The sequence below is a fragment of the Asanoa hainanensis genome (assembly GCF_900188485.1).
Classification (GTDB): Bacteria; Actinomycetota; Actinomycetes; order Mycobacteriales; family Micromonosporaceae; genus Asanoa; species Asanoa hainanensis.
The window spans coordinates 46,041-63,620 of record NZ_FZPH01000007.1; the positions used below are offsets into that span (position 1 = coordinate 46,041).

General features: G+C 68.7%; 15 protein-coding genes, 1 tRNA gene and 1 pseudogene. 11 read left to right on the forward strand and 6 right to left on the reverse strand.

The window, feature by feature from the left end; genetic code table 11:
- Together CHC05_RS18615 and CHC05_RS18620 are read right to left on the reverse strand one after the other, a co-directional pair.
- Entirely contained in the window at positions 1-582 is a 582-nt protein-coding gene (locus tag CHC05_RS18615; RefSeq protein ID WP_089250521.1) for a TetR/AcrR family transcriptional regulator, read from the reverse strand.
- A 37-nt stretch (positions 583-619) separates the two neighbouring features.
- Positions 620-811 (reverse strand): hypothetical protein, encoded by a 192-nt coding sequence (locus CHC05_RS18620; RefSeq protein WP_144022655.1) that lies wholly within the window; start codon positions 809-811, stop codon positions 620-622.
- 209 nt (positions 812-1,020) lie between these two features.
- On the opposite strand from CHC05_RS18620, the gene CHC05_RS18630 reads away from it, so the two are divergent.
- From CHC05_RS18630 to CHC05_RS18640, 3 genes are read left to right on the forward strand one after another with little or no spacing between them, the layout of a single operon-like run.
- Complete coding sequence (locus CHC05_RS18630; protein WP_089250527.1) at positions 1,021-2,025, forward strand: Gfo/Idh/MocA family protein; 1,005 nt, start codon at positions 1,021-1,023, stop codon at positions 2,023-2,025.
- Positions 2,022-3,002, forward strand: coding sequence for a Gfo/Idh/MocA family protein (locus CHC05_RS18635; protein ID WP_089250529.1), 981 nt, complete (start codon positions 2,022-2,024; stop codon positions 3,000-3,002). Before CHC05_RS18630 ends, CHC05_RS18635 begins: the two co-directional genes overlap by 4 nt.
- A gap of 8 nt (positions 3,003-3,010) precedes the next feature.
- Positions 3,011-3,586, forward strand: a complete 576-nt coding sequence (locus CHC05_RS18640; protein WP_089250531.1) for an O-methyltransferase — start codon at positions 3,011-3,013, stop codon at positions 3,584-3,586.
- A gap of 198 nt (positions 3,587-3,784) precedes the next feature.
- Here the strand turns inward: CHC05_RS18640 and CHC05_RS18645 are convergent, their stop codons facing one another.
- From CHC05_RS18645 to CHC05_RS18650, 3 genes are all read right to left on the reverse strand, one after another.
- Entirely contained in the window at positions 3,785-4,714 is a 930-nt protein-coding gene (locus CHC05_RS18645; protein WP_245871027.1) for a LacI family DNA-binding transcriptional regulator, read from the reverse strand.
- Between the two features lie 59 nt (positions 4,715-4,773).
- Positions 4,774-5,091, reverse strand: a complete 318-nt coding sequence (locus CHC05_RS40790; RefSeq protein WP_144022656.1) for a hypothetical protein — start codon at positions 5,089-5,091, stop codon at positions 4,774-4,776.
- A 71-nt stretch (positions 5,092-5,162) separates the two neighbouring features.
- The gene (locus CHC05_RS18650; protein WP_144022657.1) at positions 5,163-5,417 is read right to left on the reverse strand and encodes a hypothetical protein; all 255 of its coding nucleotides are present in this window, start codon (positions 5,415-5,417) and stop codon (positions 5,163-5,165) included.
- Between the two features lie 827 nt (positions 5,418-6,244).
- Here CHC05_RS18650 and CHC05_RS18660 point away from each other — a divergent pair.
- Positions 6,245-8,080: a hypothetical protein gene (locus CHC05_RS18660; RefSeq protein WP_089250539.1), complete on the forward strand. Its 1,836-nt coding sequence runs from the start codon at positions 6,245-6,247 to the stop codon at positions 8,078-8,080.
- A 54-nt stretch (positions 8,081-8,134) separates the two neighbouring features.
- Here the strand turns inward: CHC05_RS18660 and CHC05_RS18665 are convergent, their stop codons facing one another.
- Entirely contained in the window at positions 8,135-8,548 is a 414-nt protein-coding gene (locus CHC05_RS18665; protein WP_089250541.1) for a RidA family protein, read from the reverse strand.
- Between the two features lie 121 nt (positions 8,549-8,669).
- On the opposite strand from CHC05_RS18665, the gene CHC05_RS18670 reads away from it, so the two are divergent.
- From CHC05_RS18670 to CHC05_RS18695, 7 genes and pseudogenes are all read left to right on the forward strand, one after another.
- Positions 8,670-8,753, forward strand: a tRNA-Leu gene (locus CHC05_RS18670).
- Positions 8,727-9,107: a hypothetical protein gene (locus CHC05_RS40795; RefSeq protein WP_144022658.1), complete on the forward strand. Its 381-nt coding sequence runs from the start codon at positions 8,727-8,729 to the stop codon at positions 9,105-9,107. The genes CHC05_RS18670 and CHC05_RS40795 overlap by 27 nt, the downstream gene beginning before the upstream one ends.
- Before the next feature lie 186 nt (positions 9,108-9,293).
- Positions 9,294-9,955: pseudogene (locus tag CHC05_RS18675) on the forward strand (3'-5' exonuclease); the annotation flags it as partial.
- 95 nt (positions 9,956-10,050) lie between these two features.
- Complete coding sequence (locus CHC05_RS18680; RefSeq protein WP_089250543.1) at positions 10,051-11,496, forward strand: hypothetical protein; 1,446 nt, start codon at positions 10,051-10,053, stop codon at positions 11,494-11,496.
- A gap of 577 nt (positions 11,497-12,073) precedes the next feature.
- The gene (locus tag CHC05_RS18685; RefSeq protein WP_179266253.1) at positions 12,074-14,806 is read left to right on the forward strand and encodes a DEAD/DEAH box helicase; all 2,733 of its coding nucleotides are present in this window, start codon (positions 12,074-12,076) and stop codon (positions 14,804-14,806) included.
- 40 nt (positions 14,807-14,846) lie between these two features.
- On the forward strand, positions 14,847-16,025 hold the full coding sequence (locus CHC05_RS18690; protein WP_089250547.1) for a hypothetical protein: 1,179 nt from the start codon (positions 14,847-14,849) through the stop codon (positions 16,023-16,025).
- Positions 16,018-17,568, forward strand: a complete 1,551-nt coding sequence (locus CHC05_RS18695; protein WP_179266254.1) for a phospholipase D-like domain-containing protein — start codon at positions 16,018-16,020, stop codon at positions 17,566-17,568. Before CHC05_RS18690 ends, CHC05_RS18695 begins: the two co-directional genes overlap by 8 nt.
- The last annotated feature ends 12 nt before the right edge of the window (positions 17,569-17,580 follow it).

The window sequence follows — 17,580 nt, forward strand, 5'->3', positions numbered from 1 at the left end:
TCAGGGGTGGAGCTGCGCCAACGTCGCCTCGAGGCCGCGGATCAGGGTGCCGCGGTCGGTGCCGCCGGCCGCCAGCACCCGCAGGCCCTGGATCACGGCGACGGCCATCGCCGCCCAGCCGGTCAGATCGACGGTGTCGGACACCCGGCCGGCCGCGCGGCTGCGCTGGGCGGCCTCCAGCAGGGCGGTCTCCAGGCCGGCGAAGGCCGCAGTGACCCGGGTGCGCACCGCCGCATCCTCGGTGGCCCGCTCGGTGGCCGCCGCGACCAGCAGGCAACCCTCGGGCTGGTCGACGCAACTGCCATCGATCAGGGGCAGGATCGCGTCGCGCAGCGCGGTCCGCACGTCGGTGCTGGTGTCGAGCGCCTCGACGAGCGGGACGAAGAAGTGCTCGCGGTAGCGGTCGAGCGCGGCCAGATAGAGCTTCTGCTTGTCACCGAAGGCCAGGTAGAGGGACTGTCGCCCGACCCCGGTGGCCTCGGTCAGGTCCGAGAGCGAGGTGCCGTCGTAGCCACGCTCCCAGAACGTGTGCATCGCCGCGTCCAACGCATGGTCGGCGTCGAACTCCCTGTTCCGTCCCATGCCGCGACCGTAACAGCTTTCTTGACCGCCCAGTCAACTAATGTGACGCGGCAGTCAGTCGGCGTGCGGCAACCACGACCAGCCCGGTGGCCAGCAGGGTCACGACGAGCATCACGACGAAGCCGCTCCAGCGGCCCGGAGCGCTCAGGCCGTTCAGGAAGCCAGACACCGTCATGGCGACCGAGGCCAGCCACACCAGGGCGACCAGGGCGAGCAATGCGCGCTTCATCGCCGGAGCCTAACGTTCGTCGATGGTGTAGTCCCGGGTGCGGTAGCTGTGGTTGCCGTAGCACCGGCTCGGATGGCGATCTCGTTCTCGAACGGGTCGCCGGGTTGCAGGCGCCCGTCGTCGATCGCCGCACGCAGCTGTTCGGCGAGCTGGTGATAGAGCGGCACGGGCGCTTGACCGTCACATTGACCAAAGTGCACGCTACGGCCATGCGCATCGGCCTGGTAGGGGTGGGAAGGATCGGCGCCTTCCACGCCCACACGCTGGCGTCCCTCGACACCGTCGACGAGCTCGTGGTCACCGACGCGAACCTCGCCGCGGCCGGTGCACTGGGCTCCGAGCTCGGCGTCGCGGTCGCCGACTCCGTGACGGCGCTGCTGGGCGCCGGCATCGACGGGCTCGTGATCGCGGCCGCCACGCCCGCGCACGCGGCGCTGCTGTCCGAAGGGGTCGCCGCCGGCATCCCCACGTTCTGCGAGAAGCCGGTCGCCGCCACCCTCTCCGAGACCCTCGCTCTGACGGCCCTCGTCGAGCGCAGCGGGGTGCCCGTCCAGATCGGATTCCAGCGCCGGTTCGACGCCGGCTACCGGCGGGTCCAGGCGGCCGTGCGCGCCGGCGAGCTCGGCTTCGTCCACACCATCCGGGCCAACACCCACGACCAAGCGCCGCCGGCCGCGGCCTACATCGCCACCTCCGGCGGCATCTTCCGCGACTGCTCGGTGCACGACTTCGACGTCGTACGGTTCGTCACCGGGCGTGAGGTCGCCACCGTGTATGCCACGGGCGCCAACCAGGGCGCCGACTTCTTCACCGCGGCCGGCGACGTCGACACCGGGGGAGCACTGCTCACCCTGGACAACGGCACGATCGTGCTGGTCTCCGCTACCCGCTACAACGGCGCCGGCCACGATGTGCGCCTCGAGGTGCTCGGCGAGAAGGGGTCGCTCGGCGTCGGCCTCGACCGGTCGCTGGCCCTCGACTCGGCCGAGCCCGGCGTCGACTTCCCACCAGGTCCGCGGCACTGGTCCTTCATGGACAGATTCCAGCCCGCCTACCGGGCCGAGCTGGCGGCGTTCGTCGACGTCGCCCGCGGTGCCGCACCGTCGCCGTGCACCGTCCGCGACGCCCTGGAGGCCTTCCAGGTGGCGGAGGCATGCGAGCAGTCCCGGGCCTCCGGTCGCCCGATCGCGCTGGCCGAGATCGCCGCCGCATGAACCTCCCCAGCCGATCCCGCCCCGATGACGCGACCGACCCGGTGCGGGTGGGTGTGGTCGGTGTCGGTGTGATGGGCGCCGACCACGCTCGCCGGATCGCCCATCGGGTCACGGATGCGGTGTTGGCGGGGGTCTGCGACCCGGTTCCGGGGCGGGCGTCGGCGGCTGTTCCCGGGGCGCGGGTGTTCGCGTCACCCGAAGAGCTGATCTCGTCGCCGGAAGTCGACGCGGTGCTGATCGCCTCTCCGGGCGCCGCACACGAGGAGCAGGTGCTGGCCTGCCTGGCGGCTGGCAAGTATGTGCTGTGCGAGAAGCCGCTGACACTCACCGTGTCGTCGGCCCGGCGTCTGGTCGCGGCCGAGGCCGCTGGCGGGCGACCGCTGGTCCAGGTGGGGTTCATGCGGCGCTTCGACCCGGCGTACACGCGGCTGCATGGCTTGTTGCCGTCGGTGGGTCGGCTCCTGGTGGTGCACAACGTCCATCGCAACGTGTCGGCGCCGGCGTCGTTCACCTCCGAGATGATCGTGCGGGACTCGCTGGTGCACGAGGTGGACGTGTGCCGGTGGCTGTTCGCGGACGAGATCGCGACGGTGCGCGTGCTGTCTCCGACGCCCTCCGGCTTGGCTCCGGTGGGTGTCCAGGACCCGCAGGTGGCCATCTTCGAGATGGCGGGCGGCGGCATCGCGACCACTGGGGTGTTCGTCAACAGCCAGGTGGGGTACGAGGTGCGGTGCGAGGCGGTAGGTGAGACGGATTCGCTGTTCGTGCCCGCGGTCCGGCCGCTCGCCGCCTCGTTTCTGACCCGCTTCGCGTCGGCGTACGACATCGAGGTCCAAGCCTGGGTCTCGGCCTGTCGGCGGGGCGTCGTGGTCGGTCCGCGCCTCCAGGATGGACTCGCGGCCACCGCGGCGACCGAGGCAGGCGTACGGTCGTTGCGGAACGGCGGCAAGCCGGTCGCCGTCAGTGACGTCTTCTGAGGTGCGCGATGGACGAGCCGACGCAGGCCCTGCTCGCTGAGCTGTACGCCGACGGTGTGCACCACGACGCGGCGGAGCCGGACCGCCTGCTGCGCCGCCGTAACCTCGAGCCGGACACGGCCGCGCTGCTGGCGCAGCTGGTCAGGATCGCTGGGGCGCGGCGGGTGGTCGAGATCGGTACCTCGAACGGGTACTCCACCATCTGGCTGGCGCTCGCGGCCCGGGATGTCGGTGGGCGGGTGGTCAGCGTCGACACGCAAGAGTGGCCCGGGGTACGCCAGAACCTACGCCGCGCCGGAGTGTCGGTGGAGCTGCGCCTGCTGGAGGCCGGCGCCTATCTGGCCGACCGGCCGTCGGGCAGCGTCGACCTGCTCTTCCTGGACGCGGAGCGGGTCGAATACGCGAGCTGGTGGCCACATCCGCTGCGGGTGCTGCGGGCCGGGGGAGTACTGGCGGTCGACAACGTCCTGTCCCACCCGACCGAGGTAGCCGACTTCCTGGCGCTGGTGTCCGCGGACCCGCGCTGCCGCTCGGCGACCGTCCCGGTGGGGAAGGGCCTGTCGGTCACGTGGCGAGGCCACTGAGGTCTCGCACGCAGTGCTCGGTGGCCTCTTCGCGCCAGTGTGGATCGCCGGCATCGCGCGGCTGATCGATCGGGCCGGTCGCCTACGGTCCCGGGCGGGTCTCGCCGGCGCGGCCACGGGTTCGGCCCGTCGACCGATTCGAGGTGGCGTGCCCGGCCGTTCTGGTCGCGCGCGTTCGTGCCGGCCGGCGCGTCGCGGCTACCTGTCCGCTGAACGGGGTGCCGCCGTGCTCCGTCGGGTGACGAGAGTCGGCGTGACCGAGAAGAAGACCGAGCGTTCACGCCGGCGTTCGATCCGCTCGAGCAGTAGACGAGCGGCATTGCCACCCATCAACCGGCCGTCCTGGTCGACGCTGGTCAGTGAGATGGGGTCGAGGGCGGCCAGGGTGGTGTTGTCATAGCTGGCCACGGAGATGTCGTGCGGCACGGTAAGTCCGGCTTCGTAGATGGCCTTGAGCACGCCGATGGCGGCGACATCCGCGCCCGCGAAAATGGCAGTCGGCCGGATGGGGCGACTCAGGAGCTCTCGGGCGCCGGCGTAGCCGCCCTCCTCGCTGTACGCGGTCGAGACCACGGTGATCTCGTCGTCGAGGCCGCGACCGCGCATCGCCTGCCGGTAGCCCTCGGCACGCACGGTGTGCGGCATCGTGGTCGGTCGGCCGCGGCCGCTTTCCTTGTGCACGATGTGGGCGATCCGGCGGTGGCCGAGGTCGGCCAGGTGGTCGACGATCAGCGCGGCGCCCGTGGTGTCGTCGTCGACCACCGAGTCGTGGTGCGCTGACTTGCCGTGTCGGCCGATGACGACGGTGGGCACGGTGCGTGCCGTGCCGTCGAGCTGCGTCCGCGGGATCTCAGGGGAGATCAGGATAAGGCCGTCCATGCGACGGTCGATCATGGCTTCGGTGATCCGGGCCTGGCTGTCGGGCTCCACGCCGCCGGGGCCCAGCAGCACCTGGTAGTCGGTCTCCCGGAGCTCCGCCGTGATGCCCTCGACGATCTCCGGGAAGAACGGGTTGCTGAGGTCGGAGAGCATCACGCCGATGGTGTAGGTCTGGCCGCGCATGCCACGGGCGGCGTTCTGGGGCCGATACCCGAGGTCGGAGATCGCTTCGTGGACCCGGGCCTGCATGGCGGGGCTAAACCCTGAATTCGGGGTCCAAAAGTGCTTCGTGCTGAAACGTTTCATACCTAGTGGAAGGGTAGTGCGTTGAGCGACACGACGAAGGATGGGTCGAGCGTGGACAGTGCCATCTCCCGCCGAGGGGTGCTGCGGGGAGTCGCGGCGGCGGGTGCGTTGGTGGTTGCCGGCCGGGCCATCGGATCCGACCCGGCCAGTGCGGCGGGGCCGTCCGCGCAGGTCGGAACTGCCTCGAGCACCAAGCCCCGGCTTTCGCGCGGGTGCTGGAGAGCAAGTACGTCGACCCGGACCGCATCTTCAGCGGCGAGGTGCGCTGGTGGCTCGGCGATGCGGCGCACACCGACGAGACCCTGCTGGAGCAGATCCAAGCCATGTACGACGGAGGGTTCCGCGGCGTGGAGCTCTGCATGCAGAACGACGCGGGCGCGCCCGACGCCCTCTACGCGTACGGCTCCGCGATGTGGGCCCACAAGTGGAACTTGATGATGAACAAGCTCCTCGACCTGGGCATGAGCGTCCACCTCACCTCCGGCACCCACTGGGCGACCTCCAACGTGCCGGGCCTGGACCCGGACAGCCAGGCAGCCATGCAGAACCTGACCCTGGGTACGAGCACGGTGGACGCGGGCCAGGTCCTGACCGCCTTGCCGGCGCCCCCGGCGAACGCGCGGCGCACCGGAGCGCGATTCGTCACCGCGTACGCGTACAAGGTGGTCTCTGGAAATGCGGTCGATGCCGCGACCCGGGTCGACCTGCCGGTCACGCAGGGCGCGGACGTGTGGACGCAGACCTTGAACTGGACGGTGCCCGCCGACGGGACCTACCGGGTCTTCGCGATCTGGACCCAGGGTACGTATCAGGCGTCGACCCCGGCGGCGGAGCCGAGCTACGCCACCAACTACTTCGACGTGCGCGGCGTGGCGGCGCTCAGGGAGTTCTGGGAGGAGCACTACCTGGCCGATCCCGCGCTGCGGCGCAAGATCCTGCACGGCGACGTGCAGCTGTTCATGGACTCGCTCGAGATCACCCCCGGCTCGTCCGGAATCACGTGGTGGGCCGAGGACATGGCCGCGGAGTTCCGCAGGCGCAAGGGCTACGACATCATGCCCTTCGTTTTCCTCATGTCGGGCCTGCCTCAGGTCAACGCCGTCTACAACGCGTACATCGATCGCGCCAAGGGGACCTACGACCTCGCCGGTGAGGCGAGTCGGCGCGAGGGGATCATCAACGACTTCCTCGATGTGCTCACCGACCTGTTGGTGGAGCGGATGCTGACGCCGCTGAAGGAGTGGCTCAACTCCGTGGGCATCGAGACCCGGGCCCAGATCTCGTACGGCCGCTCCTTCGAGATCTCCGAGCCGATCATGGCCGTGGACTATCCGGAAGCGGAGAACTTCAACCAGTACAACCAGGTCGACATCTTCCGGCTCTGGACGGGCGGTGCCAAGCTCACGAACAAGGTGCTCTCCAGCGAGTCGGGAGCCCAACTGCCGCAGTACGCGACGCGCCAGCTGCTGGCACGTGTGGGCCGCGGAGTTCGCGTACGGCGACTTCAACTGGCCGGGGTGGAGCCGCAACTTCTTCCACCCCGGCACGCGGCACCCCAGTGCGCGCGACTACGACGAGTACAACGCGCACCTGGGTCGCGTCCAGCGGCTGATGCAGACCGGCAAGGCACGGTCCGACGTCGGCTTCATCCACAACAACTGGAACCAGGGCATGGCCTTCCGGGCGGAGAACAACGGAAGCAACCCCGTGGTCTCGCAGATGAACTGGCAGCAGGCGCACCTGGGCGTCTACTACCGCTCCACCGAGTTGCAGGACAACGGCTACACGTACGACTACTTCAGCCCCGCGTTCCTGTTCGACGACGGTGTCTCCTTCGACCACCGGACCAGGACCATCGAGCCGGCCGGCTACCGGGCGATCGTTCTTTACCAGGATTGGCTGGACGTCGCCGGCGCCAAGAAGCTCCTGGACTGGGCCAGGAAGGGCCTCAAGGTCGGCATCCTGGGCAATGCCGCCTCCCGGACGCCGTTCAACGACGGCAAGGACGCGGAGCTGAAGAAGACCGTCGACGCGTTGAAGAAGCTGCACACCGTCCGGACCGCGACCGTGTTCGACCCGATCGACGACTACTTCAGCGCCACTCCCGGCGGCTACCACGACAACGTCATGGCCAAGCTGCAGGAACTCGGCGTGTATCCGTACGTCGCGTACGCGAAAGAGAACCAGCAACTGCTCACCCAGACCCGCCAGGACGAGGACGGCAACCGGTACGTCTACAACTACGACAACGGCTCCTACCGCGACCAGAGCCTTCGCCCGGAGGTCGTCTCCGCACCCAACCCCGGCACGAATATCAAGACCGACATCAAGATGGACGGCGAGTTCATCCCGTACGCCATCGATGCGTGGACGGGCGAGGTGACCCAGCTCGCGCACTACACGTGGTCGCAGGGCCGCACTGTGGTTCCTATCGACCTCGACTACAACAACATCGCGCTGCTGGCGTTCGAGAAGGCGAAGCACGCACAGGTGCACATCGTCTCCACGGACGCCGACTCGGCGTACGCGGTCCCCGACGCGGTGGTCGTCCGCGCCATCGCCAGCGGGAAGGTGACGACGAAGCTGAGCAACGGCAAGCAGTACCGGAGCTCGGTCACCGTGCCAGCGGCCTACGACATCACCGGCTGGGAGCTGACGGTCGAATCCTGGCGGCCGAACACCACCGAGCGGGACCTGGTCCGCACCGGGACCATCGGTGAGCTCACGACCGTGAACCGGCTGACGTCGACTGTCAAGACGCCCATCAGCGTCCAGCTCGACACGCTGACCACCTGGAACAACATCCCGACCGTCGGCAGGGCGCTCTCCGGCACCGGTCACTACGAGGCCAGCTTCACCTGGGACGCCCGCAAGGCCGACGGCGCCTACCTGGACTTCGGCGACCAGCTGAACGAGACCATGAAGGTCTGGATCAACGGCAAGAAGGTCGGGGGCCGGGTGTCGACGAACCCGACCAAGGCGAAGAAGGACGTCGGCGGCGTGGGCAAGCCCACCATCGACGACGGCACCGGCCGCCAGGTCCCGCTGGTGGGCAAGGACGAGTACACGGGTGGTGTGAGCCTGACCAAGCCGGTCGTCGACGTGAGCCCGTATCTCAGGCACGGCGCCAACCGGATCGTCATCGACTACAGCTCGACGCTGCAGAATCTCCAACTCGACCGGGGTGTGCTGCCCGAGCAGGTGACGCTGCGGAACTGGTGGGAGAACGACCAGGTCTACCTGGAGTACGGGCCGAAGCAGGCGAAGATCGTGCCCTTCGTCGAGGTGAAGTACTCCGGTAGGCGCTGAGGAGCGCCTTTCTCCGGTCTCTGCCCCGCCGCCCACCAGGACGGCGGGGCACCCCTAGCCCTCGTGGTCCGGCAGCGCGGCGGTGACGTCGAGCTCGATCAGCTGGCCGGGGAAGCCGAGCCGGGAGACGCCGAGCAGGGTGCTGGCGGAGGTGAACGCGGGGGCGAGCGGGGAGTCGAGCAGGCGGCGCCAAACGTCACCGAGACTGCGGTCGGCGTCGTCGGTCACGTAGATGACGGTCCGCACGACGTCTTTCGGGGTGGCGTGGACGCTCGCGAGTACAGCTCGGGTGTTGGCGACGACCTGATCGACCTGGGCAAACACATCGCCACCCCCGACAAGATCGCCGGCCTTGTCGAGCGGACACTGCCCAGCGAGATAAGCGGTCCGCCGGGCGTCGGCGACAGTGACATGGTGATAACCGGGCGTATGGTGCAAACCGTCAGGATTCAACCGGATGATCGTCATGCCAGGCAGTCTGACCGGTACGCAAGTGACACGCGACCGGTATTGCCCCCCGAGCCGCCGCCCCCAACCTGTCGTGTACAGTTTCGCCCGTGCGTCCCGCTAAACTGGGCCGCGCAAGCAAGTCCGGGTGGCGGAATGGCAGACGCGCTAGCTTGAGGTGCTAGTGCCCGTATAGGGCGTGGGGGTTCAAGTCCCCCCTCGGACACATATCAAAGACACCATCGATCGCCGGGGATATCACCTCGGCGATCATCGTTTCTGGGCCTGGCTGGTAGGCCATCCGCAGGCCGATCCGGGAGTACAGCTCGGCTTTGTCGCGTGGGTCCGCGCCGCGGAGCAGTGCGAGCAGATTCCGGAAGGCGTCGGCGATGGCGTCGCGCTGATCTTCGGTCATGCGCTGCGGTGGCGCGTCGGTCGCTGCGAGCCTTGCCTGAGCGCTGGCCTTGATCGCGCTGGTTTCTTTGATCCAGCCGGCGATGAGAACCGGGTCGCCGCCAGCGTCGAGTGCCTCGCGGTAGCGACCGATCTTGGTGTCGCACTCTTCGACGGCCTGGCGTAGGCGGACGGTTTCCCCGCTCGGGTCGTAGGCGGCGAGTGCGGCTCGGTATTGGGCGTCGGCGACTCGACGGAGGTTGGTCGTCAACGGACGTCCGCCGAGTTCCTCTGCGAGGAAGCGGTCGATGGGCTCTGCTACTGCATCCTCGCGGAGATAGAGCAACGGAGGGTGGCTGATCTGTCGCTGGCCGACGATCTCTTCATCGCCGAAGACTCTCACCAGCGCATCTATGGCAACCGCACCGTTCTGGGCCGGTACGGCATCAGGATCGTCGGCCGCTCGCAGCGGCTCACCCTCAACTACCGGACCACCGCGCAGAACCTGCGCTACGCGATGACGGTGCTGGACGGCGCCGACTACGTCGACATCGAGGAGCAACCCGAGGCAACCGGCTATCGGTCGGCGCGCTCGGGCCCGGCGCCGGCCGTAAAAACCGCGGATTCACTCGTCGCTGAGCTCGACATGATCGCTGACCGCCTCCGGGGGTGGCTCGACGACGGCGCGGCACCGGAGACGATCGCTGTGCTTGTGCACGACAGGTTCCAGCGTGAGCGCGTCGTCAACGCGCTCAACGAGCGTGCCATCCAGGCACGCGCGGTCGAACGCGATCGGCCGAGTGAGGGTCGGGTGCTCGTCATGACCATGCACAGGGCCAAAGGCATCGAGTTCGCAAAAGTCGTGCTCGCCGACGTCGGTTTCCGATCGGCAGCCGAACAGGTCAGACTTGATGGGCTGGACAACATCGAGCGACAAGATGTCGAGCTGCGCTCCCGTTCATTGGTTACGTTGCCGCGACACGTGCTCGTGACGAACTCGTCGTGGTTCAGCGGCGATCGCATGCTCCAAGCTGACCCATGAGCACGAGGTTCACCTAGATCGCGATCGACTGTGCCACAGCTACAGATTTGGGGCGCGCAGCAAGTGACCCCGTTCGATAGAGTCAGGCATGCCGTTTGACGAAGCCGGATCCTTCGCCGAACGAGTCGAGACGATGCGCGAGATCGAACGCGGCGAGCGGCAGTACGCCGACGGCAGCCCCGCGCTCCAGGCCACCGCGTACTATCTCGACCATCTGCTGGCTGATGCGGTCGCCAGGGCTCGGGCAGCGAGCGATCTCCCCCGCCGCAAGGTCGAGGTGCTGATCAGCCTCTGCGGCTTCGCGGCGACTCCGACTGTGCTCACCTACGAGCTGCTCCGGCCGAGCCGGCTCGTCGTGATCACCTCCCGGGACGCGCCGGACAGTGTGGACCTTATCGGCCAGCGGCTGGTCGGGCCGGATCGGCTGCGGCACCAGGACTTCCGGCACCTGCCGGTGGATGCCAGTGACCCACTCGACATGTACCAGCAGATCGCCCGCGAGCTGGTCGGGCGCGACGGACGGCATGCGGTCATCGACATCACCGGTGGCCGGAAGGTGATGAGCGCCGCCGCAGCGTTGGCTGCTTGGCAGCTCAACCTTGGGCTGACCTACATCGAGAACCAGTTCGACCCGGTGACCCGGCAGCTTAGGCACGGCGAGGTCCGACTGATCTCACTGGACAATCCGACCACGCTGTTTGGCGAGCAGGAGCTCGCCAGGGCACTAGAGACGTTCCGTTCCGGCGCGTTCGAGGCAGCCCGGCGCCGCTACGACGAGATCGCCGAACGGATCGCGGTGCCTGGCCGGGCCCGGCTGATGCGTGCCCTCGCCGAGCTGTACCGGACCTGGTGCGACCTCGACCTCGCCGCGCTGCCGAAAGCGGTCGCCGAGGTCGAGCAGAGCCTGCGACAGGGCCGTCGGCACATCCGACCGGACACATTGACGACGATCGACCGGCAGCTCTCCTTCGTCCGCCGGTTGGCGGACGGCGAGGCCACCGCCTTCGTGGTCTGCTTCTACGTGCTCGGGTTGCACTACCAGCAGCTCGGCCGGCATGACTTCGCGGCGCTACTGTTTTACCGAACAGTGGAGGCTTGCCTAACCAGTCGGTTGCGGCACCACTATCCGGGATTCGACCCGGATGACTGCGACTGGTCCCGCCTCGGTGATCCCGCCAACGTGCGGGCCGGGTTCACGGCGGTGTCCCGCTCGCTCGTACCGCCCGCCTCATCCAGTCTGCCCAACAAACTGACCCTATTCGCGGCCGCCATCCTGCTCGCTTCGCTCGACGACGAACTGGCCCGGCGCAGTGGGCTGGTCGACCCACGACGGCTGTGTGAGCTGCGTGACCGAACCTGGGCTCGGAACAAGTCGGTTCTGGCGCATGGGACCGAGCCGATCGCGGCCGAGCACACGGAGTCGCTCCGGAAGGAGGCGTCGGAGCTCCTCTCCGCGTACTGGGCGCTGCACGGCGACGGGAACGATGTCGACGAGCTTTGCGTCGAACTCCGCTTCCTCCGCGACGACCGGTGAAGGAGCCGGGATGGTGCAACTACGGGTTCCGGAGTCGTGGGCCGACGAGTACTGCCGAGCTGCCGAGCCCGATTTGTTCGCGCCGAGCGAAGCAGAGCAAAGCGAAGTGTGCATGTCGTACCCGCAACGAGCCCGCTGGCTCGCCGAGCACGACCTCGAAGACATCCGGGCCGACCTCGCCGCAGGTCTCCTTATCGATGAGCTGACCGGAAGAGACGGCCGCTACTACCGGCTCACCGGTACCAGGTTGGAGGTCTACGCCCAGTCGCGCCGTGCGCGGGACAGCGGGGTGCCCCAGGCGTACATCACGTCGGTGAGGCCATCGCGCGGGCTGGGTCGCACCGAGACGGTCCGGCCTCGACAGGTCCGCCTGGCCCCGGTCTGGGACGAGGAGTACTGCTACCTCCCTGATCTGCTGGAGACGTTCAACGAGGGACTGCGGATCCTCCAACAACGACGCCTCACGCGGGAGGCGGCTCGCCGCGAACTGCACCGCATCGCCGTTCCGGCGCAGCCCCGAGGCGACCTGCACGCGCGAGTCCGGCGCCGTTACCAGCCGCTGTCGCAGCTCCTGGATTTGCTGGAGCAGCGCAGCACCCACGAGGGAACGGTGCGCGCGGGTGCGACCGTGGTCGGCGAAGGTCGCCTCGCGGGGCAGCCGGTACTCTGGCTCCGGCTCGACCGGCCGGTCACCTTTGCCGAGGGGCGCACAGTGACGCTGCGAGCGGGCGGCCAGTGCGTGGCGGTGCCGAACACCGCGGAGGCGACCGCTGAGCTACGACTGCTCTCAGTCGAAATCGATGGCGATGCCCTGATGCTCGCCGTTGCCGCACCCAGGACGCGGATAGTGCCGCAGACCTCGTTGCAGGTGGAGCAACAGGGCCGCTTCGCCCTCGGCAAGCACCGCGCCGCGCTGAGCCAGTTTCTGGGCGAGCAGGTCGAGGGCAACTGGGAGCATCTCGCATTACTGCTCTCCGAGCCGGTTCGGCTTCCTGCGGTGCAGATCCCGCAGCTGCCGGCATACTTTGACGATCGGCTCAGCTGCGAGCAGCGGGCGGCGGTAGATGGCGCTGTCGGTTCCCCGCACGTCTTCCACGTGCAGGGCCCGCCTGGCACCGGCAAAACTACCGTAATCACCGAGGTCGTCCGTCAACTGGTTGATCGGGGCGAACGGGTGCTGCTGCTCGCACCGATGCACGTGGCCGTCGACGAGGTGCTTCGCCGGCTCGCCGACCAACCGGGGATCCTCGCCCTGCGGATCTCCTGGGACGAGTCCCGGGTCGCCGAGGAACTCCGCCGGTACCTCCCGAGCGAGGTCAGCCGGACGTACCTGCGACAGACGCGCCGGCCCGCGACCTCGCAGGCCGGACGCTGGCGCGCCGAGGCTGACCGGTTCCGGGAGCAGCGCGACGCGGTGGAGGCGTTTCTCGCCGCCGACGGCCGGCGGCGGACCGCCGCCGAGCGCCTACAGTCGGCGGAGCGGGAGCGCGGTGCTTGGCGAGAACGACTCAGCGCTGACCTGACTGGCAGCCGGGCCGACGAAGTCGAAGCGACCAGCGCATTGGACCGCCTGACCGCGGCGCTGCCCACGGCGATCACCCGGACCGAGGTGCTGCGCGCGCAGCTCGAGGCCATCCCGCTGAGACGGCGGCTCTGGTCGCGTATTCGGGTCTTCCTCGACTCTCCCGACCTCGCCGCGCGGCTCGGCGAGGCCTACCGGGCGAGCGAGGCAGAACGTCGCCGGCTGGACCACGACATGCGCTCCTGGACCGAGCGGCGGAAGGCGGCACAGACCCGGACCGCCACCATTGAGGCGAAGCGGATTGCCGGGGAGCAGAAACGCGGCGCCGAGGTGAACCGCAGGCGGGCCGACACCGCGACGACTCGCGCCGACGCCGAGCGTGCCGGAGAGCGGGTACGCACGTTGACCGGCCAAGACCCGGTCGGCCGACCCGAACCCGAGGTTCGCCGGTGGCGGGAGCGGTTCGACGCCGAGCTGACCCGGCGCGAGCAGCGGATCGGGCTGGAACGGCGGTGGTTTGAGCTGTCCGGGCTAGCCGAAGGCGTGCCGGAGTCGCTGGCGGACCAGGTCGACGCCGACCTCCGCCGGTCGGCGAACCTGATCTGCTGCACCACCACGGGCGTGAATCGCGATCTCGGCGATGCCGACTTCGACACGTTGATCGTGGACGAGGCGAGCCGGGTGGTGGACAGCGAGTTCCTGATTGGCGCAGTCCGGGCGCGTCGCTGGATACTGGTCGGCGATGAGCACCAGCTGCCGCCGTATGTAGAGCCGATCGACGAACACCACCTGCACGCGCTCGCCGCGTTGCACATGGTCGGCAGAGGCGTCGCCAGCGACCTGGCGGCCGCGGTCGAGCACCTGGCCGCGATCTGGACCGAGGATGAGGAGCTGCACCGGTTCCGCACCGACACCGTGTTGGCAACCGCGGAGCGGCTGCGTGAGTCGGGCAGCTGGCAGGAGCGGTACGAGCGCACCTTCGAGACCGCCTGGGCTCGGCTGCGCCGGGACGGCGGGGACGGCGAACGTACCCTGCTGAAGGCGATGCGCGACCACCTCGTACGGAGTCTCTTCGAGGTTTCGGTCGCCACTTTGCCGACGGCGGCACGACAACGGTTGCGGGTGCAACGTCGGATGATCGAGCCGATCGCGTCGCTAGTGTCGGGCCCGGTCTACGGCGGTGACTATTTGACCCCAGACCGGCCGGAGGTGACACCGTTGCTGTACGGCGGCACCAACACTCCGGTGGTAATGGTGGACACGTCGGTTTACGGCGGCCGGGCGAAGGAGCGCACCGCTGGCAGCGGGTTCGTCAACGAACTCGAGGCGGACCTGATCACGCAGATGTGCCGTTCGTGGGAAACGCGGCTGCGGCGCTCGGGCGGGGACCCGGTCACGGTCAGCGTGCTGACGTTTTACCGACGACAGGCCGCCGAGATCAGGGATCGGCTCGGCGGGCCTACGTTCGGCGACTTCCGCGCCCTCAACTTCCAGGTCGTCGACGCGATCGACAAGATCCAGGGCCAGGAGAGCGACCTCGTTTTCCTGTCGTTTTGCCGAGCCTTCGTCGGCCGCGGTAGACCGTCGTCCCGGTACGGCCGATGGCTACAGGACATCCGCCGGCTCAACGTCGCCTGCACCCGGGCTCGCCGGGGACTGGTGCTGGTGGGGCACGCACCGACGCTACGCGGATTGAACGGTGTACGCGAGGCGGAGGAGTTCTACCGCAACCTGTTCACGCTCCTCGACGCGCGGTCCGACATGGAGATTGCGAAGGGCGTCGGGTGACCCCACGGGATGGCGGTCGAGTGATCGTGGCAGGCATCGCATGATCGAGTTCGTGCCGACGGATCCGCCCGCCGAGCCGGCGCCGGGGACGGTCGCCGTCCTGCCCGAGGTGCTGGTGCCGATCCGCTGGTGGCGCGGGGTGTCCTTTGAACGGGCCGCCCCGGTGCAGATGACACCGTTGGAGAGGTTCGTACTGGAGCTGGCGATGACCACCGGCCGGGCCGATCCGGTTGAATTCCTCGAGATAACCAACCTGCCCGGGGCGACGCTGCTGCCGGTAGCCGCACGCCGGCTGTTGGCCGCCGGCGCGTTGGCCCGGGACGGCGACGGCTATCGGCCTCTCTCGCCCGGTGCCGACCGGGCCGCCCGGACCCGCACGGTCTACCGGAAGCGGCAGGTGAGCCTGGACGTGGTACTTCTGCCGCGCACCAACGACCTGCTCGTGCTCGACCCTCGCACCTCCGGGCTGCGCACGGTCGAACGGCTCCGCTTCCGCTCGGCCGGAAAGTTCCCTGTACCGCACCCGCTGGCAAGTAGCACCCTCACTGACGAACTGCGCGCGCGGCTGGCGGCCGGCACGGTCGCCGGCATAGGCGAGGAAAACACCTGGGTGAAGGAGCTCGCGGCCCGTCCGCTGAAGATCAGCGATGACGGCTGGTGTCCGGTGTACCGGTGTCGAGGCGAGCTGTGGACCGACGGCGACCAGTACCGGCCGGCACTCACTCTGCCCGGAGCCGGGAGTCGCGATCCGGTGAGCCTCGGCCTGCCCGGTGCAACCGGGCTCGCTGAATACTGGATGGGGCTGGTCAACGCGCTCGACGACCCGGCCACCCAGGCCCGGGCATGGGACAGTCTGCTTGGTCGGCCGGAGCGGCTCGCACCTCAGACGGAGCGGACCGGCCCGGGACGGTGGCGATCCCGCATCTCCGGGGCGATCGCCGTACGCCTCGCTGAGCTGGGTCGGAACCTCGCACTGCCGCTCGGGTTGACCGGCAGCTGCGAAGACGCCGTGGTCGCGGTGGCGATCGAGCTGGTCGGTGGGGACCGGACCGCCGAAGCGCTGATCCAGATGGATCGGCGGATCACAGCCGCCAGTGAGCCAGGCGCCGACGTCATAGACCTGCCTAACAGCCCCGAACTGCGCGACCGGGCCTGGCGGCTTGGATTCCCCGGTCTGGTCTATGCGCTGCGACAGGCGGAGGACTTCCGTTATGCCTGACGGTGACCGGCGGCGAGAGGAGCTGGATCTGGGAGCGGTCACCGCGCCGGAGGGGTACTTCCTGCTGCGGCAGGCACCAGGTCGGCCGTTCCTCGACGCGCCCGACACCGATCAGGAATACCGGCACCGCTTCACCTACAGGGATTCAACCAACTCAATCCGTCGCACGGCGATCGAGCTGATCCAGGACGCCCGGCACAAGATTTTCCTCGCGAGCTTTCGGATCGGCGACCGGGAGTTACTGGAGGCGCTCTTCGCCGCCGTCGACCGACTCCGCGGCGGGGTGTACGTCATCACCTCCTGGACGGAGCAGTCGCTCACGCGCGACCTGTCCACTCTGGAGGATATCGACGAGGTCGACGTGCAGGCCCAGAAGAAGCGGTTCGACGAGCTGACCCGGCGAGGGATAGCACTACGCGGGCACGAGGGTTGCCACGCCAAGTTCCTGGTTGTCGACGACACGGTGGCGCTGGTATCCAGCGCCAACCTGGAGACCAGCGCCCTGGTCGACACGAAGCGGAAGCGGGCGACTGGGGAGAATGGGGTGGTGATCGGCGATCCGGCCGAGGTCGACCGGCTGGCCCGGTTCTTCACCCGGCTCTGGTTCGCCGGATGCACGTGGGAAGCGCTGCCCGGTGCCGAGTACGCGCTGCACCGCCGCACTCCGGTGCCAAGTCCGGTCGTCGTGGCACCGCCTGCCGGTGGACCGGGCGTGATCTGGACGTATGACACCGAGGACGCAGACGGGCCGCATCAGGAGCGGGGTATCCTCGCGGCACTGCACGACGTGATCGGTCGGGCCCGACGGGAACTGTTGCTCGCTACGTTCAGCCTCGTCGGGATCCGCGACCGGCCGGAGTTACTGCTCGAGCCGCTGCGCCGGGCCATGGCAGCGCACGCCCTCGACGTACGCCTGCTAGTCCGCGCCCGGAACAACATGCCGGGGCACCGGGCTGATACGGCGGCGCTGGCCGAGTTGGGCGTAACGATCCACGGCGATTCGGGCACTCACGCCAAGGGTGTGATCGCCGACGGCCGGTATGGGGCGCTATTCTCGGCGAACTTCGACGCTGTGCACGGGGTGTACTCCGGGGTCGAGGTCGGTACCCGGCTCGACGGCCGGCCCGCACTGGCCGAAGCCCGTCGGTACTTTCGGCACGCTATGGAGCATGCCGACCTGATGTTCGCTCCCGCACCGACGCAGCGCGAGCTCGACCACGGGCTTGGCTCCCGGTGGCGGCGCCCCTGGCCACACGGCGAACGGCTGACGGTGATGGCGGCGGAGGCCGACTGGCGCCGGCTTGTCGACGCGGCAGGCAATGGTCCGGTGCTGTGGGAGGAGGGCCCGGAACTCAGGCTGTTCGTCAGGGACGTAGTCGCTACTCTCCGACCCGCCCGATCGGCACAGTTTCAGCTTACTCTCGCGGATTGCCGACCTGACGCGGCCGCCCGCATGCGGGACTGGTGCGCCGACCGTCCCGCGGCCCGCACCTCCCGGCCGATGCGGGGCTGCTGCCCAGCTATACTTACTCGGATCAGTTGATCCGGCTTTGCT

What these genes read in the sequence shown, in the direction of transcription:
- CHC05_RS18615 (WP_089250521.1), bottom strand. Translation starts at nt 582, where the DNA reads ATGGGACGGAACAGGGAGTTCGACGCCGACCATGCGTTGGACGCGGCG.
- CHC05_RS18620 (WP_144022655.1), bottom strand. Translation starts at nt 811, where the DNA reads ATGAAGCGCGCATTGCTCGCCCTGGTCGCCCTGGTGTGGCTGGCCTCG.
- CHC05_RS18630 (WP_089250527.1), top strand. Translation starts at nt 1,021, where the DNA reads ATGCGCATCGGCCTGGTAGGGGTGGGAAGGATCGGCGCCTTCCACGCC.
- CHC05_RS18635 (WP_089250529.1), top strand. Translation starts at nt 2,022, where the DNA reads ATGAACCTCCCCAGCCGATCCCGCCCCGATGACGCGACCGACCCGGTG.
- CHC05_RS18640 (WP_089250531.1), top strand. Translation starts at nt 3,011, where the DNA reads ATGGACGAGCCGACGCAGGCCCTGCTCGCTGAGCTGTACGCCGACGGT.
- CHC05_RS18645 (WP_245871027.1), bottom strand. Translation starts at nt 4,714, where the DNA reads ATGCAGGCCCGGGTCCACGAAGCGATCTCCGACCTCGGGTATCGGCCC.
- CHC05_RS18665 (WP_089250541.1), bottom strand. Translation starts at nt 8,548, where the DNA reads ATGACGATCATCCGGTTGAATCCTGACGGTTTGCACCATACGCCCGGT.
- CHC05_RS18680 (WP_089250543.1), top strand. Translation starts at nt 10,051, where the DNA reads ATGCCGTTTGACGAAGCCGGATCCTTCGCCGAACGAGTCGAGACGATG.
- CHC05_RS18690 (WP_089250547.1), top strand. Translation starts at nt 14,847, where the DNA reads ATGATCGAGTTCGTGCCGACGGATCCGCCCGCCGAGCCGGCGCCGGGG.
- CHC05_RS18695 (WP_179266254.1), top strand. Translation starts at nt 16,018, where the DNA reads ATGCCTGACGGTGACCGGCGGCGAGAGGAGCTGGATCTGGGAGCGGTC.